This window comes from Litorilinea aerophila (assembly GCF_006569185.2).
Classification (GTDB): Bacteria; Chloroflexota; Anaerolineae; order Caldilineales; family Caldilineaceae; genus Litorilinea; species Litorilinea aerophila.
Genome location: NZ_VIGC02000012.1, coordinates 51,912 through 74,160, shown reverse-complemented (window position 1 = coordinate 74,160; position 22,249 = coordinate 51,912). Strand labels below are relative to the sequence as shown.

Here is a 22,249-nt window from a genome sequence, read left to right as displayed (position 1 = left end):
TTCTGTGGGTGGCCCTGTCCAGGCCAGACAGGCGCTGTTTCATCCAGGCGCCAATCAAAAAGAGTGGATACCAGGAAGTTACCCGGTGTCCACTCTGTCCTGGCGCCTGAGAGTTTCATCCCCGTCGGCGACTCGCCTGCAGCGAGCTCTCTCCAGAGTTCCGTCCGAACACGATCCTTTTGCCTGAGAGAGTCACGCCATCCCTCGGGTGGCGAATGGCGCTTGCACCTTCGGCGGCCTCCCAGGCCGGTGGCTTTTGGGAGGCGCTCTCTCGTGTTCTTCAAACGGCTGTCGATCCTGGTTTTGCAGGGCCAGTATACCCGGAGCGGCAGATGTTGGCAAGGTCAGGTCGCTGTGGGCAGGGGCGGTGTCCAGGGTAAAACGGCTGTTTTTTGACTTTCGCCGGGATGTTGGCTACAATCGCGCTGAAAGGTGTCGTCCTGCCCCCTTAGCTCAGTGGATAGAGCAACAGACTTCTAATCTGTGGGTCCCAGGTTCGAATCCTGGAGGGGGTGCTGACTTGTGGCTCCCTGACACCGTCTTCAACGGTGTCCTGGCAGGAACCAACTGACTGCCCTCCTACATCTTCCCCACGTGGGTTCCTGTCTGCCGGTCAGGTTCTGGCTTCAGGCCCGGTTCCATTCCCTCACATTGGTCGTATCTGGTGGTTGCATCTTGGTTGTCGGTGTTTTTCTTTTTTGATTCCCCTGCAAAAGGCGTTCTTTTACCGCAGAAACGCAGCAGGCGCAGAGGACTCCCAGCGAGAAATCTGGCGAAATCTGTCACCACCTTTGCAGATTGAATTCGATCACAGAGCCCACAGATGAACACAGATTTTTATCCAGCTCGATCTGTGTAATCCGTGTTTTCTATGGAATCTGTGGCTGAACCCAAGTGTAAAGAAAGTGGTGAAGTCCGTGGTTTCTGCAGTGGACTCAGGGGGGAGGAAAGGAAGAAACCTTGGAAGCGGTCGCACCCAAACCTCAAGTCCGACGGTTCGATTTCAGGCATGTGGTGGATAGTGAACGGCTGCTGGGCATCCTGATGCTGGCGCCGGCCGTCCTCTTCGTGTTTCTCTTAACCGGCGTCCCTTTCTTTTACGCCATCTACCTCAGCCTCAACACCACCATCGCCGGCCGTTTTGACTACAGCTTCGTGGGCCTGCAAAACTACATCGACATCCTGCAGAGTTCCCTGTTTCGCCGCTCGCTGGCCAATACGTTCATCTTCACCATCATCTCCCAGGTGTTGGTGTTGGTGCTGGCCAAGATCCTGGCCCTGGCCCTGGCCAATCAGTTCCGCGGGCGGAATCTGTTGCGTTTTTTGATCCTGTTGCCCTGGGCCGCGCCCATCGCGCTCAGCACCATCGGCTGGAAGTGGATGTTTGACTCCCAGTACAGCGTGGTCAACTGGCTGCTGCGGGCCCTCCACATCATCGGGCCTTACGACTTTCCCCAGTGGCTGGGCGAACCGCATTTGGCCATGGCCGCGGTGATCTTCGTCCACGTCTGGCGGATGCTGCCCTTTGCCACCGTGATCCTGCTGGCGGGGATGACCTCCATTCCCCAGGATGTGATGGACGCGGCGGCGGTGGACGGTGCCAATTTCTGGACCCGGCTGGTCCACATCCTGATCCCCCTCATGCTGCCCATCATGAGTGTGGCCCTGCTCTTCGGCGTGGTCTTCACCTTCACGGATATGGGCGTGGTCTACGTGCTCACCCGGGGCGGGCCGCCGGTCAACGCCACCCATGTGCTGGCTTCCTGGGCCTTCCAGATCGGTATCATCTCCAACGATCTGGGCCAGGGCGCTGCCATTTCCCTGTTCCTGTTCCCGGTGCTTTTGATCGCCAGCATCTTCATGTTGCGGCTGGCCAGTCGGACTGACGTGGGAGTGTGACATGAGCCTCAACCGCAAGCTTGCCACCCGCCTGCTGGTCTATGGCATTGCCATCGGCTTTGCGCTGCTGTCGGCCTTCCCCTTCTTCTGGATGGTCATCACCGCGTTCAAGGCCAACCGGGATCTCTATAACCCAACCAACAACCCATTCCTGTTCAACGAGCCACCGACCCTGGATCACATCCGGCTGCTCTTTTTCAACACGCCTTACGTGCGCTGGTTGGGGAACACCAGCCTGGTGGGGATCATTGTGGTGCTCATCACCGTAGTGCTGGCCGTGCCTGCGGGCTACAGCCTGGCCCGCCTCATCGGCCGCTGGGGGGAACGCCTGGCCATCATGATCTTCCTGGCCTACCTGATTCCGCCCACCCTGCTCTTCATTCCCCTCTCCCGGGTCATCAGCCTGCTGGGGCTGCAGGATTCCCTCTGGTCGCTGGTTTTGGTCTATCCCTCCTTTACCGTGCCCTTCTGCACCTGGTTGATGATGGGTTTCTTCAAATCCATTCCCCTGGAGTTGGAGGATGCCGCGCTGGTGGACGGTTGCAGCCGCCTGGGGGCGCTGGTCCGCATCATCTTTCCCATTTCCATCTCGGGTATCCTCACCACGGTGATCTTCGCCTTCACCCTCTCCACCCAGGAGTTCGTCTACGCCCTGACCTTCATCTCATCCTCGGCCCACAAGACCATCAGCGTTGGGGTGCCCACGGACCTGATCCGGGGCGATGTCTTCTACTGGGGCTCGCTGATGGCCGCGGCCCTGTTGCCCAGCGTCTTCATCGCCCTGATCTACAACGCTTTTCTAGACCGTTTCATCGCCGGCATCACCGGCGGCGCGCTGAAGTAGGGGCGCGTCCCCCGGGGCAAACCCGGCCTGGTTCTCTGTCCATCGGTTTTCGTTTCTCCAGGAGCATGGGTTTTTCGATGATTTCGAAAGGAGAATATCCATGGACCGCCAACGCAGACGCATTTCGAGACGGGACTTTCTGAGAGGAGTAGGAGCAGGGCTGGCCGTCACCGGGTTGGCTGCCTGTGCGCCGGTGGCTACGCCCCCGGCCGGGGAGGCGGGCAGCGCGGCCGAATCTGCGCCGGCTGCCGCGGCGCCCACCACGCTGAAGATCATCCAGTGGAGCCACTTCGTGCCGGCCTATGATGAGTGGTTCGACGGCGAATTCACCAAGCAGTGGGGCGCGGAGAACAACACCGAGGTGATCGTGGATCACATCGCCTTCTCGGAGCTGCTGGCGCGCGCTTCGGCCGAGGTGGCCGCCCAGAGCGGGCACGACCTCTTCGGTTTCATCAGCCCGCCCTCTGCCTTCGAGCCAGAAGTGATCGACCACGCCGATGTGATCGAGGAGGCGGAGAACCGCTTCGGCCAGATGCATCCCCTGGCCCGGGCCAGCACCTACAACCCCAAGACCAACAAATGGTTCGGCTTTTCAGACAACTGGGTACCGGATCCCATCCACTGGCGCACCGACCTGTGGGAGCAGGCCGAGCCCGGTTCCACGCCGGACACCTGGGAGGATATCCTGCGGGTGGGCCGCAAGTTGAAAGAGATGGGCCACCCCCTGGGCATCGGCATTTCGCCAGACATCGACTCCAACATGGCCCTGCGCGCCCTGATGTATTCCTACGGCTCGTCCGTCCAGGATGAGGACGCCAACGTGGTCATCAACTCGCCGGAGACGGTGGAGGCGGTGAAGATGGGCGTGGCCCTCTTCCAGGAGGCCATGGAACCCGAGGTCCTGGCGTGGGATGCCTCCTCCAACAACCGCTTCCTCCTCAGCGGCCGGGGCTCCCTCATCCTCAACGCCATCTCCGCCCTGCGCACGGCCGAAAAGGACGACCCGGAGCTGGCCCGCAACATCGGCCTCTGGTCGGCCCCTGCCGGTCCGGTGCGGCGCATCGGCCTGGAGCACGTGATGGGCGTCTACGCCATCTGGAACTTCAGCGAGAATGTGGAGGGCGCCAAGAAGTTCCTGTTGGACCTGACCGCCGACTATCGGACGGCCTTCATCAAGAGCGAGTTCTACAACTTCCCCTCCTTCCCGGAAACTGTGCCCGACCTGGCCGACCTGGTGGCCGAAGATCCCAAGGCCGATCCGCCGGACAAATACGCCATCCTGGCCACCGCCCAGGATTGGGCGACCAACGTGGGCTATCCGGGGGTGGCCAGCCCGGCCATCGGCGAGGTCTTCGACACCTTCATCATTCCCAACATGTTTGCCCTGGCCGCCCGGGGGGAAATGACGCCCGAAGAGGCGGTGGCGTGGGCAGAAGGGGAGATCGTTCCCATCTTCGAGAAGTGGCGCCAGCAGGGCTTCATCTGAGCCGGGCGATGGCCCATTGCATTCGGTGGCCCGATCCGTTTCAGGATCGGGCCATTCTGTTCATCGCCCCCTTTCCATCGGCTCCATCGGCTGTCCCTGGACCAACGGAGATCATGGCCAACCAGCGAATCCCCGGCAGTCTGGTGATTTTGTTTGGGGGCTGCTGTTCCTGTTGGTCGGGATGGGACCAAAAACCAGCGCCCAGGCAGGTGTGGAAGCCTCCGTCGTGGTGTGGGTCGCGGTGGAACCCCGGATGGTGGATTCGGCCACGTTCGGCGGGCCAGAGACCCGCCCTGCGCCCCTGTCGCCAGACCTAACCGGCCCCTGGATTGACAGGAGACAGGGTTCCACCGTACAATCCTGTCAGTTCCCTGCCGGTCTTGGTGCGGCTGTGAAGCGGCTGACCCGGCCTCCAGAAGGGATCTCCCGCAGGTCAGCAGGCCGCATTTCATGGAGTTTGTTATGTCCCAAGAGCGAATCCGTATCGACGTCTGGTCCGACTTTGCGTGACCGTGGTGCTTTCTCGTGGCCTCCAGTTTGGAGCAGCTCGAAGCACGACACCCGGTCACCGTCCGCTGGCGCGCCTTTGAATTGCGCCCGGCCGGTACCCCCATTTCACCCGACTATCGGGCGCGGATTGAGGAATCCCGACCTCGTCTCTACGCCATCGCCCGGGAGCAGTACGGGCTGGAGATGAACCCGGGGCCGTTCGGCATTGACAGCCGCCCTGCCCTGATCGGCCACAAATACGCCGAATCCCAGGGCAAAGGCGCCGCCTATCACGACCGGGTCATGCGCGCCTACTGGCAAGAGGCCCAGGACATTGGCCAGCCGGACGTATTGACGGAGCTGGCCCGGGAGGTGGGCCTGGATGCCACGGCCTTCCTCCAGGCGTTGACAGATCCCGTTTACCAGCAGGCTGTGGATGAGGACATCGCCCAGGCCCAGGCCTATGGACTCACTGCCGTGCCGGCCCTGGTCTTTGCGGAGAAATATCTGGTTTCTGGCGCCCAGCCCCTTCACCTGCTGGAAAAGGTGGTGCGGCATGTGGCCGCCGAACTGGCCGCGGAGGAGTCTGGCCCATCCTGAACAGAAAAAGGCCGCCGGCACCAACCGGCGGCCCTGGTTTTTACTGGCTGTCGTGGTAACTGTGCGCCATCCTCAGGGCGTGTCCTGGGCGGTCCGGGCGACCCGCTTGCCCAGGATCTCCAGCATCTCGTCGATGTGAACGAACTTGACCCGGGGCCGCCCCTGTTCCTTGCCGGCCTGGATCTCCAGTTCGTTCAGTTTCCACCAGTCGTCGATGGACACGTAGGGCACCCCCCGCTCCTCCAGGAGCGCCACAACCCGATCAGGGTCTGGCTCCGGTGCAGGGGGCAGCTTGCCGGCCTGCAGATCCTCCAGCAGGCTGTTCACCGTCTCCACCGCGTCGGGCTTGTTGGTGCCGATGACGCCCGTAGGACCCCGCTTGGCCCAGCCCACCACATACTCCCCAGGCACCAACTTGTCGGTCTCCGGGTTCATGACCCGCCCCACATCGTTGGGGATCACACCTGTGCGAGGGTCGTAGGGGACGCCGGGCAGGGGAATGCCCTTGTACCCCACGGCGCGCAGCACCAGACCGGCCGGAATCTCCTCATACTCGCCTGTGCCATAGGCATTGATGTAGCCGGTCAGGGTGGGGCGAAGCTGGTTCTTTTCTGCCCGCACAGCCACGATCCGCCCATCCTCGCCGATGATTTCCACCGGCGAAAGGAGGAAGCGAAAGTAGACCCGCCGGGGTTTGCCCGTGGCGCCGATCTCGGCATAGGCGCGCAGGTAGTCGATGTTCTTCTGGGCTGCGGTGTCATCCTTGATGGAGGCGCTGCTGGCCGGGTCTAGCTTCAGCTCCCGCTCAAAGACGATGGGATCCGCGTTTTCCAGGTGGCCAAATTCCCGGATCTCGGCATTGGTGAACTTCACCTGGGCCGGACCACGGCGGGCCAGGATGTGGATCTCCTTGATCTGGCTCTCGGCCAGGGCAGCCAGGGCATGGTCGGCGATGTCCGTGTGGCGCAGCTCGTCGGCGGACTTGGCCAGGATGCGGGCCACGTCCATGGCCACGTTGCCGGCACCCACCACCACGGCACTCTCCACGCTCAGGTCCGGGGCCAGGTCGGCAAAGTAGGGGTGGCCGTTGTACCAGGCCACAAACTCGGTGGCCGACATGCTGTTGGGCAGATCTTCGCCGGGAATGTTCAGCCGTCGGTCGGTCTGGGCACCCACGGCGTAGATGATGGCGTCGTAGTGGCGGCGCAGCTCGTCGTGGGTGATGTCCCGGCCGAACTCCACATTGCCGAAGAAGCGGAAGCCCGGCTCCTTGGCCGTGCGGTCATATACCTTGGACACGGCCTTGATGTTCTGGTGATCCGGCGCCACGCCATAGCGGACCAGGCCGTGGGGCGCGGGCAGCCGCTCGAACATGTCCACGTGGACGACAATATCCTCTTTGAACAAGGCCCCGGCTGCATAGAAGCCCGAAGGCCCCGCACCGATGATGGCCACGTACAGGGGACGTTCGGGGGTACCAAGTCGGGTAGACACGATGGATCACCTCTGCCTTTCTCTCCCTCGATGGCTCATCTGCCCGGCATGGACGCTGCCTGACCGAGTTCACCGCTGATTGCCAGCTGGCCAGGTGCGCGCCCTTGGGGAAGATGAGCGCCCATTAAACTCGTTTGAGCATGCCGCCAAACTGGCGCGCCAGGGTCAAAATGCTGATGCCCAGCTGGAAATAATCAGCAGGACCCAGATGGGCCAGGGGGCTTTCTTCTCCATTTTGATCGACATCGTCGCTGGCAACCCAGGCGAAGGCGGCACCCAGGAGCGCGCCGGCGACCATGCCGATCAGCAAAGCTCGGGTCTTATGGCTCATGGATTGTCTCCTTGGCAGAAAGGTCACGCGGGGATCGTGGCCAGAGGGCGCGGAGGGCCGTGGTGAGCCGTGTCGCCTGGCGGCGAGTGCGGATCACAGGCGTCGCCACCTGCAGGCTGGCGCTCTCTGTCCGGGTTCGAACGGTATGGCTGATTTCTTGGGCCTGGTGAAGAAGCGGGGGCACTCGAGCAGACAGGGCGTTGATGCCCTTGACCGCGAAATAGGCGATCCCGAGGGGGATCACCAGGGCCACGAAGCAGATCAACGACAACCAGATGAGCGAAATGTCACGCCAGAAGGCCAGGTCCACGTCTGCATCCCTGTTGACGGCTGCCGTTGCACTGGCAACGGCGGATTACCCAGTACAGGCCTATTGTAACAAAAGGGGAGGACCGGACAAAATCACCCCCCGGGATTGGGTACATCCCAGATCTTGGGTGCGAATCAGGAAGGGGCATCAGGCGGGTAGATGCGGTTTCCATACCGCACGAAGGCGTCCCGTATGGAAATGGAACCTACGGCCGCTTCTTCTCCAGATAGCCATTGGCCCGCAGCCAGGCTTCGGTCCGGCGCATGCCCTCGGCCAGATCCACCCTGGGCTCCCAGCCCAACACCGTGCGGGCTTTGCGGTTGCTGAAGCTGTTGTTGCTGCGCAGCGCCTTGACCACCCGCCGGTTCAGGCTGGCCTTCCGTCCCCGCACGGCCGCCTGAAGCTCAAAAAGGGCCGCAGCCAGCCAGGCCACCGGATAGGGGGCGGCAGGGAGCCGCTCCACGCCCAGCATGCGGGCATAGGCACCGAAAAATTCCCGCCAGGGGACGGGCGGGCCATCGGTGAAGTTGAAGGCCTGGCCTACGGCGGCCTCCACCTTTGCACAGCAGATGAGGCCGTCCACCAGGTTGTCGATGTAGATGGGCTTGCACAGGTGTCGGCCCCCGTCGATGAGGAGCATCTTCCCGCTGCGGATAGCCTCCAGCGGGCGTAAAGTGAACTGGGGCGAACCCAGCCCGTACACCTGGGAAGGCCTGGCCACCACCACCGCCAGACCCTGCTCCTGCCACGCCCGGAAGACCACCTCCTCTGCCTCCACTTTGGAGTCCGCATAGAGGTTGCCGGTGCGCCGGGGCGGCGTTTCTTCGTCGATGTCGAACTGCTGCAGGGAACCGTAGACCGCACAGGAGCTGACATGGACCAGCCGCTGAACGCCCGCAGCCAGGGCGGCGTCTACCACGTTCTGGGTGCCCTGAACGTTGACGGCCCAAACCTCGTCCCGGCTGCCGGCTTCGCTCACCCAGGCCGCCGCGTGGAAGACCACCTGACAGCCCGCCATGGCTCCCTGCAGGGAGGCCGGATCGGTGATGTCGCCGGGGACCACCTCGATGCCCCGCCGGGCCAGCTCAGCGGCCTTGGCCGGGTTGCGCACCAGCCCACGGACGTGCACCCCCTCTTCGGTCACCAGCCGTTCCGCCAGGCGCCCGCCGATGTAGCCGGTGGCGCCGGTCACCAGCACCGTGTCTCCCGCCTGCATCCCCATGTCAGATCCCCTTCCCGGCCTGCCCATGCTCCTGGGCCCGGCTCCTGGCGGTGCGCTGGACCTTGTCCGCGCCTGCCTCCGCCGCGAGGGCCAGGGCCATCTCCACCTCCTCTTCCCGGCTCTGGATCTTGCCATCCAGGCGGGCTGCCCGCAGGGCCGTCAGGATGCGCCGGTACAGGGGGCCCCGGGGCAGCCCCAGGGCGATCAGGTCATTGCCGTCCAGCTCGGGCTGGACATGGCGCCAGACGTCTCGATACTGGCGGTACACCTGCTGGATCTGGGGCCGGTCGGCGCAGGCGATGGCCGCCAGGGCCACAGCTGCCGGCCGCACCTCATCCAGGATGGCCACCGCCCGGCTGGCCGGCAACCCGGGCGTGTCCAGCTCCTCCAGGTGCGCCCGGAAGGTCATCAGCCCCTGGACCAGCCGCTGGGTCTCTCCCCGCAGGCCCAGGCGGCGGAAGAGGGCCTGGTTGGCCTTGGGCGTGAGCCGGAAGACCAGCAGCCCCCAGTAGAGGCGCTCGATGGCCTCTTCCCGGAGGGCCGGGTCGCTCTCCGGGTCTTCGGGCGGGGCGGCCAGGGCAGCCCGCAGGCGGGCGAAGCGGTCGGCCAGCCATTCGTCCACCTCCAGCTCGGGGTGAATGCGGGCCAACACGCCCAGCTCTGCCAGCCGGGCCAGGGTGCGCTCTGGCTCCTCTTCCTGGAGGATGCGTTCAAATTCATGGCGCAGCCGGGCCGGCGACACCCGATCCAGCAGCTCCAGGGCATCTTGAAGCAGCTCCAGGGTGCGGGGCTCGATGCGGAAGCGGAAGCGCTGCTCGTAGCGCACGGCCCGCAGGATGCGGGTGGGATCGTCCACGAAGCTGAGGCTGTGGAGCACCCGGATGATGCCCGCGTTGAGGTCGTTCAGGCCGCCGTAGAAGTCCAGCAATTCCCCCCACCGTTCCGGGTTCAGGCAGACGGCCAGGGTGTTGATGGTGAAGTCCCGGCGGTGGAGGTCCAGCTTGATGCTGCTGCGCTCCACCGTAGGCAGGGCGGTAGGCTCGGTGTAAAACTCCGTCCGGGCCGTGACGAAATCCAGGTGCGGGGGCAGGTCCGCCGCCTCTTTCTCCGTTGCCTCTAGCCCGGCCAGCAGCTTTTCCCGGTCCACCGGGTGATCCGGGTCGTCCAGCAGCCACTTGGCCGTGCCAAAGCGGCGATGGGGCACTACCCGCCCGCCGTAGAGGCGCTGCATGCGCTGGGCGAACTCGATGGCATTGCCCTCGATGACGATGTCCATGTCCAGGGCCAGGCTCCCTGCCTGCCGGGTGCCCAGGAGCAGATCCCGCACAAAGCCGCCTACCACGTAGACGGTGTAGCCCATCTGGTCCACCTCATCGCCGATCAGCGCCAGCAGGTGGTGTTGTACCGGCGTCAGGCTGGACTGGAGCCGGGCAGCAATTTCCTCGGCATGGCGCCGGGGCAGGGCCTTCTCGTCCCAGAGCTTGATCAGGTCGGTGCGGGTGACGATGCCGATGATGTGGCCCTGGTCGTCCACCACCGGGATCTGGCCCCAGTTGCTCTCGATCATCCGCCGCCGCAGGGTGGAGACGGCGTCGTCGGGGCGCACGGTCACCTGGCCGGCTCGCATGAAGCGGGTGACCGGCTCGTTGCCCAACCTGTGGCTGACGGCCCGGTCCGCCTCCCGCCGGGTGAGGACGCCCAGCAGCACCTCTCGGCCGTCGGGCAGCTCTTCCACCACGGGGAAGCCTTCGTGGCCGTACCGCTGCATGAGTTCCAGGGCCTCTTGGATGGTCATGTGGGGGCGCAGGATCTGGGGGCGGCCCGCGCTCATGATGTCCCCCACCGTCAAGGCCGAGCGGCTGTGTTGCTCCACCAGGGCCACGATGCGGTCGCGCACCGTCTGGGTGTTCACGCCCGGGCCGTGGACCGGCGCCGCGGCCGCGCGGGTATGTCCGCCGCCGCCCAATCCCTCGGCCACCTTGCCCACGTCGATCTCGTCGGTGGTGCTGCGGGCCACCACCTGGACGATGTCGCCCAGGTCGATGACCAGGAAAACCGCATCGGTCTCGTGGAAATCCCGCAGGCGACTGGCCAGCGCGCTGATCTCCTCCTTGAACTCCGGCGCGGTGGCCTGGGCGATGACGATGGTGTGGCCGGCCACTTCCAGGAATTCGCTGTGGGCGATGAGCTGTTCCAGCAGGGCCCGCTGGGCCTCGCTCAGGGGGTGGTGGAGGAACTGGGCCACCACCTCCAGGTTTACGTGATGTTCGGGCTGCAGCAGCCAGGCCAGACAGCGCGCGTCCCGGTGGGTGGTGGACGAATAGGTGAGGCTGCCCGTGTCCTCGTGGATGCCCAGGGCCAGCAGGGTGGCCTGGACCGGGGTCAGATCTTGCCCCTGTTCCATGAGCTTCTCCACCAGGATGGTGGTGTTGGCGCCCACCGGCTCGAACCAGAAGCGGCTGGCCCGGCTCTGGTCGCCATCCGCCGGGTGGTGATCGATGATGAAGAGCTCTACGTTTTCATCCATCCCCTTGACCCAGTTGGCCGACTGGGTGTCCACCAAAATGGCTCGCCGCACCCGGCCCCGGGGCAGCTCCCGGTCGGTGAGGAAGGGCAGGTGGTTCTTGTGGAGGGCCAGAAAATCCCGCACGTTGCGGTTGAGCTGGCGGGGCAACACCGGCAGCGCCTCTGGAAAGAGCAGCGCCGCCGCGAGCAGGGACGCCAGCGCGTCGAAGTCTGTGTGCTCGTGGGTGAGGATGACATCGAAGGTTTCGCCGGCCATGGGGGCTGGGCTCCTCAGGCGTAGCCCGCCCGGGCCAGCAGCGCCCGCGCGGCCTGGTTATGTTGAGCCACCAGGGTCGGCAAATCCACCGTGCGCACCTCGCCCCCCTCCACCAGCAGGCGTCCGTTGACCATGGCCCAGGTCACCGGCTGGGGGTGGCAGAAGACCAGCGCCGCCACCGGGTCGTGGACGGCGCCGCCCGCGTAGGCCAGGGCGTTGAGGTCAAAGGCGATGATGTCCGCGGCCATGCCCGGCGCCAGCGCGCCGATGTCGTCCCGGCCCAGGACCGCGGCGCCGCCCAGGGTGGCCAGCTCCAGGGCCTGGCGTGCGGTCATGGCCTGGGGATCCCCCAGCACCCGCTGCAGGAGCAGCGTCTGGCGTACTTCGGCCAGCATGTGGCTGCTGTCGTTGCTGGCGCTGCCGTCCACGCCCAGACCCACGGGCACCCCGGCTGCACAGAGGGCGCGCACGGGGGCAATGCCGCTGGCCAGGCGCATGTTGCTGGTGGGGCAGTGGGCCACGCCGGTGTGGGTGCGGGCGAAGTGGCCGATTTCCTCCTGGTTCAGGTGGACACAGTGGGCATGCCACACGTCATCGCCCATCCAATCCAGCGCCCCGGCATACTCCACCGGCCGCTGGCCGAAGCGCTCCAGGCAGAAGCGCTCCTCGTCCAGGGTCTCGGCCAGGTGGGTGTGGAGGTGGACGTTGGCTTCCGGCCCGAAGCTGCGGGCCAGGGCCGCGCTCTCCCGCATGAGCTCCCCGGTGACGCTGAAGGGGCTGCAGGGCGCCAGGACCACCCGGCGCATGGCAAAGCGCCGGCTGTCGTGGTACGCCTCCACCACCCGCCGGCAGTCCTGTAAGATCGACTCCTCGTCCTCGGTGACCCGGTCCGGGGGGAGACCGCCCTGGCTTTCGCCCAGGCTCATGCTCCCCCGCGCGCCATGGAAGCGGACGCCCACCTGCTCGGCCGCTTCGAACTGGTCGTCCAGCCGGCTGCCGTTGGGCCAAAGGTAGTGGTGATCGCTGCTGGTGGTGCAGCCGCTCAGGAGCAGCTCTACCAGGGCCAGCTGGGTGCTCACCCGCACATCTTCCGGCCGCAGCTCGGCCCAGATGGGGTAGAGGGTTTTGAGCCAGTCGAAGAGGACTGCGTCCTGGGCGGCCGGGATCACCCGGGTAAGGGTCTGGTAGAAGTGGTGGTGGGTGTTCACGAAGCCGGGCAGCACGATCTGGCCCCGGGCCTGGATACGGCGGGCATCCTCCCGCACCAGTTCCGGCGGCAGTTGTGCCGTGGGGCCTACCCACACGATGGCGTTCTCCTCGATCACCACGGCGCCATCCCGGATCTCCCGGCGCTGGGCGTCCATGGTGACCAGCATCTCTGCGTGTTCGATGACCGTTCTGGCCCCGTTTTTGATGGCCATGCCTTTCCTCCGCTGGCTGGGGTGATTTACGGATTCAACGCCAGCACCGTGGGCGTCAGGTCCTCCTCCCTCAGCATAGCGCGCAATTCCGGGGGTGTCAACGGCCGACCCTGGCCGGCGATGGCGGTGAGGGCCGCTTCCATGACGTTGGTGCCGAAGGTGCGCCCTTCCAGCCGGGGGGTGATGGTGCAGAGGTAGGCCACGCCCCGCTCGCGCAACAGCTCCACGTCCTGGGGCGTGGTGGTGTTGGTGACCACGATCTTGCCGTCCAGGCGTTCAGGCAGATGTTTCTTGAGGTAGTGGAAGTCGTCGGCGATGACCGTGGCCCAGCGGTACCAGGCCTGGAAGCGGGGCACGATCTCGTCCTGCTTGTCGCCCGTGGGGTAGAGCCAGTGGAAGGGGAGACGCCCCATGATGGGCATGAGCAGCCGGGCCAGCCGACGGACGGTGGCCAGGCTGCGGATGGGGATGGGCAGGCCCAGGCCAAAGCCGAAGTCGCCGTAGATGGCCTCGTAGCCGGCCGCCTCAAAGCTGCAGGCCAGGTCATAGCGGGCCACGGCCGTGCCGATCAGGACCCGCCGGGGCTGGATGGGCACGGGCAGCTGGGCTTCCAGGCGGGGGACCAGCTGACGCTCCACCACCCGGCGGATGCCGCCGCCGTCCACCGCGGGCGTGCGCAGGCCGGCCACCAGCTTTTGCACCGCATACAGGGGATAGACCCGGTCCTCCACCTGGAGCTGCAGGTCCGCGCCGCCCACGCCGAAGGCATCCACCTGGCCGTCCAGGGCCAGGAAGCGCTCCCGGGCCAGGCGCAGGTTGCCGTCACAGCCCACCCGCTCCAGGCGGATGGGCACCCCCAGCAGGGTCGTCTCGATGGCATGATCCCGGCGGCTGCTGCCCAGGCTGATGGAGACCGCGCGTTTCATGGCCGGCTCAGATGACGCCTACCTGCTTGCCCGCCTGGACGAAGACCTCCAGGGCAAAGTCGATATCCTCGGGCGTGTGGGCCGCGGTCACGTTGGCCCGCAGCCGTGCTGTGCCCTCGGGGACCGCGGGTGGCAGCACCGGCAGGACGAAGATGCCGTGGTCCTGGCAGTACTTGGTCATGCCCATGGCCCGCTCTTCCGTCTGCACCATGATGGGCACGATGGGGGTGCAGGTCATGCCCGTGTCGAAGCCGGCCGCCTTGAGGCCGCTGATGAAGTGCTCCACGTTGCGTTGGAGGATGCGGTTCAGGGCCACGCCCTCCTCCTCCAGCACGTCGAAGGCGGTCAGGATGGCGGCGGTGACCTGGGGGGGTAGGGCCGCGCTGAAGACGAAACCCCGGGCCGAGTGGCGCAGGTAGGTGATCAGCTTGCGGTCGCCGGCGATGTAGCCGCCGATGCCGGGGATGGTCTTGCTCAGGGTGCCCATTTTGATGTCCACGGCGCCGGGCATGTCGAAGTGCTCCTCGATGCCCCGGCCCGTGGCCCCCAGCACGCCCAGGCTGTGGGCTTCGTCCACCATCAGCCGTGCGTTATACTTGCGGCAGAGCGCCACCGCGTCGGGAAGGTTGAAAATGTCGCCATCCATGCTGAAGACCGCGTCCGCCACCACCAGTTTACCGGCACTGGCGGGTGCATGTTTCAAGACCCGCTCCAGGTCGTCCATGTCGTTGTGGCGGAAGCGCTTGAACTTGCCCTGGGCCAGGATGCAGCCATCCACGATGCTGGCATGGTTCCACCGGTCCGAGATCACCCAGTCGCCCCGGCCCACCAGGGTGCTGATGGTGGCCAGGTTGGTGACGTAACCGCTGCTGTAGACGATGGCATCTTCCCGGCCGGCGAACCGGGCAATGCGCTCCTCCAGGGCCACGTGGAGGTCCAGGGTACCACCCAGGATACGCACGCCGTGGGTGCCGGTGCCGTACTTCTCCGCTGCAGCCTGGGCCGCCTGGATAATGCGGGGGTGTTTCAACAGGCCCAGGTAGCTGTAGGTGGCAAACATGAGTTTGCGCTGGTTTTCCGTCTGGACCCAAGGGCCATCGATTTCGTCGATGGGTTGCAGGTAATAGTAAACTTTCTCCGCCTTGGCGTTCTCGATGCGCTCCCACAGCGCCTCGATCCGGGCGGTGAATCCATCCTGGGGTGGGGGGGTGTCAGACCCATTGGCGACGGCGTCGACGCCGTCAGTCGTTGACCAGTCGGGGCTTACGTGCATGTCCTTTGAGCGTTTGAGCATCTGAATATTCCTGGGTTGAACTCCGCAGCCAGATGGGATATACGTCTGTCTGCAACCCTGGAGCGTCCCATCCCTGCCCGGGTGTGCAGGGAGAGCCTGCATTCGGCCCTGACCGGCAGGGACGAACGTCCTGGGTGAGCAAACAAACTATCCTGCCATTGTAGCGTAATGGGGGCTCCAGTGCAAAGAAGGAGGCCATGATGCAACTTCGCCACCCATCGCCATCCACCTTCCGGCCCTTTCGGCCTCATCCGTGGGTCCGTTCGGCCCGGGCCCAGACCTTGCTGGCCCGGTGGACGCCGCGCAGCGTGGCGGTGCTCCGGCGGCTGGAGCAGCCGATCCTGCTGGATGCAGGCCGGGATGTCACCGGCATGGATCCCCGAGGACGGGTGCGGCTCCTGGGGTACTACGTGCCCCACCAGGCGGAGGGAGCCAGCCGGGGGCTGGTCCTGACCCTGCACGGTTGGGAAGGTTGTAGCCACTCGTCCTACAACCTGGTCCTCTGTCGGGCGCTGGCCCAGGCCGGGTATGATGTCTTTCGGCTCAACCTGCGGGATCACGGGCCCGGCTACCACGTGGATCCGTACGCGCTGAATCCCGGCCTCTTCCTGGGGACCCTCCTGGACGAGGTGGCTGTGGCGGTAGGGCGGGTGGCAGAGATGGCGGACCGTCGCCCCTTCTACATCGTGGGCGCCTCTTTGGGCGGCAACTTTGCCCTGCGCCTGGCCATCCGCCATCGGGCGGTCCCCTTCCCCAACCTGCGCCGGGTCGTGGCCATCTGCCCGGCGGTGAACCCGGCCCGGGCCTCGGACAACATCGACGCCCATCGGGATGTGCGCTTCTATTTCCGCCGGCGCTGGGTCCGTTCCCTGCTGGCCAAAGAGCGCCTCTTCCCGGAGCGTTACCACTTCGGCCCCCTCTTGAAACTGCCCCGGCTGCGGGAGATGACCGAGTGGCTGGTGCGCCACTACACGCCCTACCGGGATGCGGACGACTACTTCCGCCGCTACACAGTCCACGACGCCCTGCTGCAGCGCCTGACCGTGCCCACCACCATCATCGCCACCGCCGACGACACGGTCATCCCTGTGGTCGACCTCCAGGCCCTGACCCCCCACCCCCTGCTGGATCTTCAGATTTACCCGGTGGGCGGCCACGTGGGCTTTGTGGATCTTTTCCCCTTCAAGCATTGCCTGCCCGAGCTGTTGCTGGCTGCGCTGGCCGAAGACGAGGCCGACGAGGGGTAGAGCCCGCCGGGCCTGGCCCCTGGGGGGATGGGCACCCCTTGCCCTGGTTGACGTTTCGAGCTGCTCTCTCTTTGTGTTACAATCGGCCCCAGGATGCCAGGCGCCGAAACAGCGCGCGGTTCCTGGCGTTCCAGGGCGTCGTGCCGGGCTGCATGGAAGGCTGCCCGCCGGGCGGATCACCCCTGGTAAATGCCGGCAGAAATTCGCCGATCGGGCCTCTGGCCCGCGGCTCAGCCGATCGGGCCTTTGGCCCGCGGCTTAGCCGATGGTTTCCATGAGAGTTTCCATGAGAGATAGTACCGCCGAATTTCTGCCGTGTTATTTACGCCAGGTTGTACTACGCCAGGTTGTACCAGGTGTACCGCCCCAGGGCCCGGCTCAGGAGGGGAAACAGAGGTATGAGCACCAACCCAGACGCAACGTCGGACGATTTCCCGTGGGCCAGGGATTGGCCCGAAATTACCGACCCGCGCGTGCGCGCCGCCTTTGCCAGGGTGCCCCGGGAGGAATTCGTGGACCCGGCGTTGCGCAAATGGGCGGATCGGGATGCACCGTTGCCCATCGGCGAAGGCCAGACCATCAGTCAGCCCTTCGTGGTGGCCCTGATGACCCAGGCCCTTCAGCTTCAGCCTGGCCACAAGGTGCTGGAGATCGGTACCGGCTCCGGCTTCCAGACGGCCATCCTCTGCGAGCTGACGGCCACGCCGGAGGGAGTTCCGGGGGAAACGGTCTACTCCATCGAGCGCTTTCCCTCCCTGGCTGCCCGGGCGCGGGAAGTGCTCCATCGCCTTGGCTATCGCCCCCACCTGGCCGTGGGGGACGGCGCGGCCGGCTGGCCGGAGGCCGCCCCCTTCGACGCCATCATCGTTACCGCTGCTGCGGCCTACCTGCCCCGCCCCCTGTGGGAGCAATTGGCCGATGGCGGCCGCATGGTCATCCCCTTGGGTGCCCGATATGAACAGACCCTCTGGCTCCTGCGCAAGGAAGGGGAACGGATGCACCGCCAGTGGCTGGGACCGGTCCGGTTCGTGCCCCTGGTCTCCCCTATCCTGCGGGACCCGGCCATGCGGGTGGAAATGAGTAATGGATAATTGAAAATTAATAATTGATAATTATTGATTTTATTGGGGTGCTTGAAGCGATTTTGTCAAGTCACGTATTCCGAATTAACAATTATTAATTTTCAATTTTTAATTATCAATTTATCTGGATCGGGTTATGCATATCTTGATCGTCGGTGGTAGGGGACAGTTGGGTCGGGCCTTTCACGCGGTGCTTGCCGGGCAGGCCGGCCATACGGTGACGGTGTGGCAGCGGCCCGAGCACGACATCACCCGGCCCCAGGTGGCCCAGGAGGTGGCTGCCCTGGCGCCGGATCTGGTCATCAACGCCGCGGCCTGGACCCACGTGGATGGGGCCGAAGCCGAGCCGGATGCCGCCTATGCGGCCAATGCCCTGGGGCCGGCCTACCTGGCCGAGGGCTGCGAGCGCTGTGGGGCCACCCTGGTGCAGATCAGCACCAACGAGGTCTTCGCCGGCGAGCCGGGCCGCTTCTACCGGGAGTATGACCTGCCCGCGCCGGCCAGCGTCTACGCCCGCAGCAAGCACGCCGGGGAAGTGGCCGCCAGCCGCCTGTTGCGACGGCTCTACATCGTGCGGGTGGCGTGGCTCTTTGGCCCCGGCGGCAACAACTTCCCCACCAAAATCGCGGCCGCGGCCGACCGGGCAGCCCGAGAGGGAGGCACCCTACGGCTGGTCGCCGACGAGTTTGGCAACCCTACCTACGCCCCCGACGTGGCCCAGGCCACCATGCAGCTGGTGGAAAGCGGCCATTATGGCATCTACCACCTGGTGAACGAAGGGTGCGCCAGCCGCCTGGAATTTGCCCGGGCGGTCCTGGAGGGCAGTGGACGGGGACAGGTCCCCTTTACGCCCATTTCCGCCGAGGAGTGGCCCCGCCCGGCCCCGCCCCCCCGCCACGCGGTGCTGGTCAACCAGGCCGCGGCCGCGCTGGGCATCCGTCTGCGGCCGTGGCAGGAGGCCCTGGCCGCGTACCTGCAGGTGGAACCGAATCTGCAACCGAGGAGCACACGCGAAGCAACGCCATGAGCGATCAACCACAGACTGACGGCAAACCCAAGTCGACCCGCCCAACGAACCGCCGGCGGCGTCCATCCGCCGGCCAGGCGGATCCCATCCAGCAGGATGAAACCTACAGCGCCCTGCGCCAGGAGGATCGGGTGGTCATGCGCCATCAGATCGCGCTCAACCTGGACACCTTCCGGGCCGCGCCGGAAGACTTCACCCTGCGGCCAGAGCGCACCTACCCGCCCCTGCAGCCAGTCCATGCCCCTTTCGCCAGCGTCATCATCCCCAACTACAACGGCATGCGCTTCCTGCCCACCGTCCTGGCCGCGTTGGAGCGCCAGACGTTTCGGGATTTTGAGGTGATCGTGGTGGATGACGCCAGCAGCGACGATTCGGTGGCCTGGATCGAGGCCAACCATCCCGACGTGCGGGTGCTGGTCAACCGCCGCAATGAAGGCTTCGTCCGCTCCTGTAACATCGCCGCGGACGCAGCCCGGGGACGCATCCTGGTGCTGTTGAACAGCGACACCGAGCCGGAGTCCACCTGGCTGGCCGAGCTGGTGCGGGGCGTCTGTGCCCACCCGGACGCCGCCATCTTTGCCAGCAAGCTGCTCCTCTTCGACCGGCGGGATCGCCTCCATTCTGCCGGTGACCTGCTGGGGTTGGACGGCATTCCCCGCAACCGGGGCGTCTGGGAAGAGGATCGGGGCCAGTACGATGCCGAGACGGCCATCTTCAGCGGCTGTGGTGCAGCCGTTGCCTACCGCAAGGATGTCTGGCAGGCCCTGGGCGGCTTCGACGAGGACTTCTGGATGTACCTGGAGGATGTGGACTTTGCCTTCCGGGCCCATCTGCTGGGCTGGCGGGCCGTCTTTGTGCCCCAGGCCCGGGTCTACCACCACCTGAGCGCCACCGGCGGCGACGTGCTGGCCAGCTACTATGTGGGCCGTAACACCATCTGGACGCTGGTGAAAAATATGCCCCGGGGGCTCCTCCTGCGCCACCTGCCCCGTATGGCCGCCGCCCAGGCGGCCATTGCCCTGGATGCCCTCCGGCACATCCGGGGGGAGGCGGCCCGGGCCCGGCTGCGAGGTCAGCTGGCCGCCCTGTGGGGGCTCCCTCGCCAGCTTCAGAAGCGGCGGCTGATCCAGGTGCGGCGGATCCTGGACAGCCATGAGTTGCTCCCGTTTTTCGCCCAGGAGTAGGCGGATGACAGAGCCCATGCAAGCACCACCGGAGCACCTGGGGACCTTTTACCTGGGCGCCGAATATGATCTGGATCGGCGACAGCGCCTGAACGTGCCCATCAACTACGACGCCCGGGATCTGACGACCCACGCCATTTGCGTGGGCATGACCGGCAGCGGCAAGACCGGCCTCTGTATCGACCTGTTGGAAGAGGCCGGCCTGGATCGGGTGCCCGCGCTGCTGATCGATCCCAAAGGGGACCTCACCAACCTCCTGCTCCAGTTCCCCGAGCTTCGGCCCGAAGATTTCGCCCCGTGGGTGAATGTGGATGATGCCCGGCGCAAGGACATGGACGTGGCCAGCTATGCCCAGCAGGTGGCCCAGCTCTGGCGGGATGGCCTTCGGGATTGGGGCATCGGTCCGGATCGCATCCGGACCCTGCAGGAGACGGTGGACTATACCATCTTCACCCCCGGCTCCGACGCCGGCGTGCCCGTCAACATCCTGGGCAGCCTGGCGGCCCCGGGGGTGGATTTTGAGGCCAACGCCGAGCTGGTCCGGGATCGCATCCAGGGCACGGTGGCCGCGTTGCTGGGCCTGGTGGGCGTGCAGGGGGATCCGGTTCGCAGCCGGGAAGCCATTCTGCTCTCCAACATTTTCGAGCACTTCTGGCGTCAGAATCAGGACCTGGACCTGGCCCAGATGATCCTGGCCATCCAGAATCCGCCTGTGCGCCGGCTGGGTGTCTTTGATGTGGACACCTTCTTCCCCGAAAAGGAGCGCTTTGAGCTCTCCCTGGCCTTCAACAACTTGATGGCCGCGCCGGCTTTCCAGAGCTGGCTCCAGGGTGAACCCCTGGATGTGGATCGGCTTCTCTTCACCGAGGAGGGCAAACCCCGCCACAGCATCTTCTACCTGGCCCACCTGAGCGACAGCGAGCGCATGTTCTTCGTGACGCTGCTGCTGGAAAGTGTCACCACCTGGGTGCGACGGCAGAGCGGCACCACCAGCCTGCGGGCGCTGCTCTATTTTGACGATATCTTCGGCTTCTTCCCGCCCACCGCCGAACCGCCTTCCAAACGGCCCCTCCTGACCCTCCTGAAACAGGCCCGGGCCAGCGGGCTGGGCTGTGTCCTGGTCAGCCAAAACCCGGTGGATATCGACTACAAGGGCCTGACCAACGCGGGCACCTGGTTTATCGGCAAGCTGCAGGCCGAGCGAGACAAGGAGCGACTGTTGGCTGGCCTCAAGGGCATCCTGGCCGAGGTCGGCGGCCGGCAGGACATCGATTTCAGCACCCTCATCAACCGGATGGACAGCCGTATCTTTCTGTTACACAACGTCCATGGGGATGGGCCGCGGGTGATGCAGACCCGATGGGCCATGAGCTACCTGCGAGGGCCGTTGACCCGGCCCCAGGTGCGTCAGCTGATGGAGGCGCGCAGGGCCACGCTGACTCCTCGCCCCGCTCCTCCGCCGGCGGCCCGGCCTGCTGTGGAGCCATCTGCCCCCGTTCCCGCCGGTCAGGCCACCGGCCAGGCCGAAGCGAAGCCAGAGGCGATGGCTGCCGTGCCGGCCGGGTTTGGCCGCACGCCGCCCATTTTGGAGTCGGACGTCCCCCAGGTGTACCTGCCGCTGGCTGTGGGCAGCGCGGACGCGGTGCGCCAGCTCACCGCCGAGGTCGCCCGACCGGTCACAGTCCTGGGCATCTCCCTGGTCTACGAGCCGGCCGCGCTGGGGGTGGCCTCGGTGCGCTTCCTGGATCGCAAGCGCCAGATCGACGTGAAGGAGGAGAAGCTGCTCCTGGCCCCGGCGGGGGCCGGGCCGGTGGGGGTGGACTGGGGCAGCGCCGAGGTGCTCCCGCTGACCGCCAGGGAGCTCTTGCGGACGCCGGGCCAGGTGGATCCGGCCCAGGGTCCCTTCTTCGCCCCCGTGCCGGATAGCATCAACGGTGCCCGGGAGTTGAAGCAACTGGCCCGCAGCCTCTCCGACTGGCTCTACTACAACAGCCGGCTGCCCATCCAGGTTCATCCCGAGTTGGAGGTCTACCAGATGCCGGGCGAACGACAGCGGGCCTTCCTGGCACGGCTGCAACAGGCGGCGCGGGAAGCCCGGGACGCCGAAGTGGACCGGCTGGAGGCCAAATATGCCACCCAGCTCGACCGCCTGCGGGACAAGCTGGAGCGGGCCCGTCGGGAGAAAAGCGAAAAGGAAGCGGATCTGGCAGCTCGACGCCAACACGAGTGGATCGGGATCGGCGAAAGCATCCTGGGCTTCTTCCTGGGGCGGCGCAGCACCCGGGCCCTGAGCACCGCGGCCAGCCGGCGCCGCATGACCATGAAGGCCGGCTATGCCGTGGAAGAATTGACCGAAGAGATCCAGGAACTGGAACAGGACATCCAGCAGCTGCAGGAGGAACTGCAGGAGCAGAGCGACGCCATCACCCGCAAATGGGCCAACAGCCTGGACCAGGTGGAGGTGGAAGAACTTAAGCCTCGCCGGGCCGATGTGGAGGTCCAGACGGTGGCCGTGGCCTGGCTGCCCTCCTGGCTGATCCGCTATCACGACGGCCTGCAGGAGCGCACCGCCGTCATCGCGGCCTATCGCCTTCCGGAGGGGTGATTACCC

16 protein-coding genes, 1 tRNA gene, 1 pseudogene and 2 riboswitches are annotated in these 22,249 nt (G+C 65.6%); of the genes and pseudogenes, 10 read left to right on the top strand and 8 right to left on the bottom strand.

Annotated elements, in window-relative coordinates:
* Positions 1-91: 91 nt before the first annotated feature.
* Positions 92-159: riboswitch (glycine riboswitch) on the bottom strand.
* 2 nt (positions 160-161) lie between these two features.
* Positions 162-284: riboswitch (glycine riboswitch) on the bottom strand.
* A gap of 158 nt (positions 285-442) precedes the next feature.
* From FKZ61_RS11035 to FKZ61_RS11015, 5 genes and pseudogenes are all read left to right on the top strand, one after another.
* Positions 443-515, top strand: a tRNA-Arg gene (locus FKZ61_RS11035).
* Positions 516-960: 445 nt separating this feature from the next.
* Entirely contained in the window at positions 961-1,899 is a 939-nt protein-coding gene (locus FKZ61_RS11030) for a carbohydrate ABC transporter permease (RefSeq protein WP_211358518.1), read from the top strand.
* Position 1,900: 1 nt separating this feature from the next.
* Positions 1,901-2,743 carry a carbohydrate ABC transporter permease gene (locus FKZ61_RS11025; protein WP_141610178.1) on the top strand — a complete coding sequence of 281 codons (843 nt, stop codon included), beginning with the start codon at positions 1,901-1,903 and terminating at the stop codon, positions 2,741-2,743.
* 100 nt (positions 2,744-2,843) lie between these two features.
* Positions 2,844-4,229, top strand: coding sequence for an ABC transporter substrate-binding protein (locus FKZ61_RS11020; RefSeq protein ID WP_211358523.1), 1,386 nt, complete (start codon positions 2,844-2,846; stop codon positions 4,227-4,229).
* Between the two features lie 522 nt (positions 4,230-4,751).
* A pseudogene (locus FKZ61_RS11015) lies at positions 4,752-5,318 on the top strand (DsbA family oxidoreductase); the annotation flags it as partial.
* Positions 5,319-5,390: 72 nt separating this feature from the next.
* Here FKZ61_RS11015 and FKZ61_RS11010 read toward each other — a convergent pair.
* From FKZ61_RS11010 to FKZ61_RS10975, 8 genes are all read right to left on the bottom strand, one after another.
* Positions 5,391-6,812, bottom strand: coding sequence for an FAD-dependent oxidoreductase (locus FKZ61_RS11010; RefSeq protein ID WP_141610175.1), 1,422 nt, complete (start codon positions 6,810-6,812; stop codon positions 5,391-5,393).
* Between the two features lie 124 nt (positions 6,813-6,936).
* Positions 6,937-7,143, bottom strand: a complete 207-nt coding sequence (locus FKZ61_RS11005) for a hypothetical protein (protein WP_141610174.1) — start codon at positions 7,141-7,143, stop codon at positions 6,937-6,939.
* Positions 7,133-7,453 (bottom strand): hypothetical protein, encoded by a 321-nt coding sequence (locus tag FKZ61_RS11000; RefSeq protein ID WP_141610173.1) that lies wholly within the window; start codon positions 7,451-7,453, stop codon positions 7,133-7,135. Before FKZ61_RS11000 ends, FKZ61_RS11005 begins: the two co-directional genes overlap by 11 nt.
* A 205-nt stretch (positions 7,454-7,658) precedes the next feature.
* Positions 7,659-8,675: an NAD-dependent epimerase/dehydratase family protein gene (locus FKZ61_RS10995; protein WP_170199572.1), complete on the bottom strand. Its 1,017-nt coding sequence runs from the start codon at positions 8,673-8,675 to the stop codon at positions 7,659-7,661.
* Between the two features lies 1 nt (position 8,676).
* Entirely contained in the window at positions 8,677-11,457 is a 2,781-nt protein-coding gene (locus FKZ61_RS10990) for a CBS domain-containing protein (RefSeq protein ID WP_141610171.1), read from the bottom strand.
* 14 nt (positions 11,458-11,471) lie between these two features.
* Positions 11,472-12,878 carry an 8-oxoguanine deaminase gene (locus FKZ61_RS10985; RefSeq protein ID WP_141610170.1) on the bottom strand — a complete coding sequence of 469 codons (1,407 nt, stop codon included), beginning with the start codon at positions 12,876-12,878 and terminating at the stop codon, positions 11,472-11,474.
* A gap of 26 nt (positions 12,879-12,904) precedes the next feature.
* Positions 12,905-13,804 carry a quinate 5-dehydrogenase gene (locus FKZ61_RS10980; protein WP_141610169.1) on the bottom strand — a complete coding sequence of 300 codons (900 nt, stop codon included), beginning with the start codon at positions 13,802-13,804 and terminating at the stop codon, positions 12,905-12,907.
* A gap of 7 nt (positions 13,805-13,811) precedes the next feature.
* Positions 13,812-15,098 (bottom strand): aminotransferase class I/II-fold pyridoxal phosphate-dependent enzyme, encoded by a 1,287-nt coding sequence (locus FKZ61_RS10975; protein ID WP_170199571.1) that lies wholly within the window; start codon positions 15,096-15,098, stop codon positions 13,812-13,814.
* A gap of 197 nt (positions 15,099-15,295) precedes the next feature.
* Between FKZ61_RS10975 and FKZ61_RS10970 the strand changes: the two genes are divergently transcribed.
* From FKZ61_RS10970 to FKZ61_RS10950, 5 genes are all read left to right on the top strand, one after another.
* The gene (locus tag FKZ61_RS10970; RefSeq protein ID WP_141610167.1) at positions 15,296-16,345 is read left to right on the top strand and encodes a YheT family hydrolase; all 1,050 of its coding nucleotides are present in this window, start codon (positions 15,296-15,298) and stop codon (positions 16,343-16,345) included.
* A 398-nt stretch (positions 16,346-16,743) separates the two neighbouring features.
* The gene (locus FKZ61_RS10965) at positions 16,744-17,436 is read left to right on the top strand and encodes a protein-L-isoaspartate(D-aspartate) O-methyltransferase (RefSeq protein WP_141610166.1); all 693 of its coding nucleotides are present in this window, start codon (positions 16,744-16,746) and stop codon (positions 17,434-17,436) included.
* A 127-nt stretch (positions 17,437-17,563) separates the two neighbouring features.
* Positions 17,564-18,454, top strand: a complete 891-nt coding sequence (rfbD, locus tag FKZ61_RS10960; RefSeq protein WP_141610165.1) for a dTDP-4-dehydrorhamnose reductase — start codon at positions 17,564-17,566, stop codon at positions 18,452-18,454.
* Entirely contained in the window at positions 18,451-19,638 is a 1,188-nt protein-coding gene (locus FKZ61_RS10955; protein ID WP_211358517.1) for a glycosyltransferase family 2 protein, read from the top strand. Before rfbD ends, FKZ61_RS10955 begins: the two co-directional genes overlap by 4 nt.
* A 16-nt stretch (positions 19,639-19,654) precedes the next feature.
* Positions 19,655-22,243, top strand: a complete 2,589-nt coding sequence (locus FKZ61_RS10950; RefSeq protein ID WP_141610164.1) for a hypothetical protein — start codon at positions 19,655-19,657, stop codon at positions 22,241-22,243.
* Positions 22,244-22,249: the final 6 nt, after the last annotated feature.

Coding starts and splice junctions, on each gene's coding strand:
- FKZ61_RS11005 (WP_141610174.1), bottom strand. CDS start 7,143: ATGAGCCATAAGACCCGAGCTTTGCTGATCGGCATGGTCGCCGGCGCG.
- FKZ61_RS11020 (WP_211358523.1), top strand. CDS start 2,844: ATGGACCGCCAACGCAGACGCATTTCGAGACGGGACTTTCTGAGAGGA.
- rfbD (WP_141610165.1), top strand. CDS start 17,564: ATGCATATCTTGATCGTCGGTGGTAGGGGACAGTTGGGTCGGGCCTTT.
- FKZ61_RS10975 (WP_170199571.1), bottom strand. CDS start 15,098: ATGCTCAAACGCTCAAAGGACATGCACGTAAGCCCCGACTGGTCAACG.
- FKZ61_RS10990 (WP_141610171.1), bottom strand. CDS start 11,457: ATGGCCGGCGAAACCTTCGATGTCATCCTCACCCACGAGCACACAGAC.
- FKZ61_RS10985 (WP_141610170.1), bottom strand. CDS start 12,878: ATGGCCATCAAAAACGGGGCCAGAACGGTCATCGAACACGCAGAGATG.
- FKZ61_RS11025 (WP_141610178.1), top strand. CDS start 1,901: ATGAGCCTCAACCGCAAGCTTGCCACCCGCCTGCTGGTCTATGGCATT.
- FKZ61_RS10950 (WP_141610164.1), top strand. CDS start 19,655: ATGCAAGCACCACCGGAGCACCTGGGGACCTTTTACCTGGGCGCCGAA.
- FKZ61_RS10995 (WP_170199572.1), bottom strand. CDS start 8,675: ATGGGGATGCAGGCGGGAGACACGGTGCTGGTGACCGGCGCCACCGGC.
- FKZ61_RS10965 (WP_141610166.1), top strand. CDS start 16,744: ATGAGCACCAACCCAGACGCAACGTCGGACGATTTCCCGTGGGCCAGG.
- FKZ61_RS10980 (WP_141610169.1), bottom strand. CDS start 13,804: ATGAAACGCGCGGTCTCCATCAGCCTGGGCAGCAGCCGCCGGGATCAT.
- FKZ61_RS10955 (WP_211358517.1), top strand. CDS start 18,451: ATGAGCGATCAACCACAGACTGACGGCAAACCCAAGTCGACCCGCCCA.
- FKZ61_RS10970 (WP_141610167.1), top strand. CDS start 15,296: ATGATGCAACTTCGCCACCCATCGCCATCCACCTTCCGGCCCTTTCGG.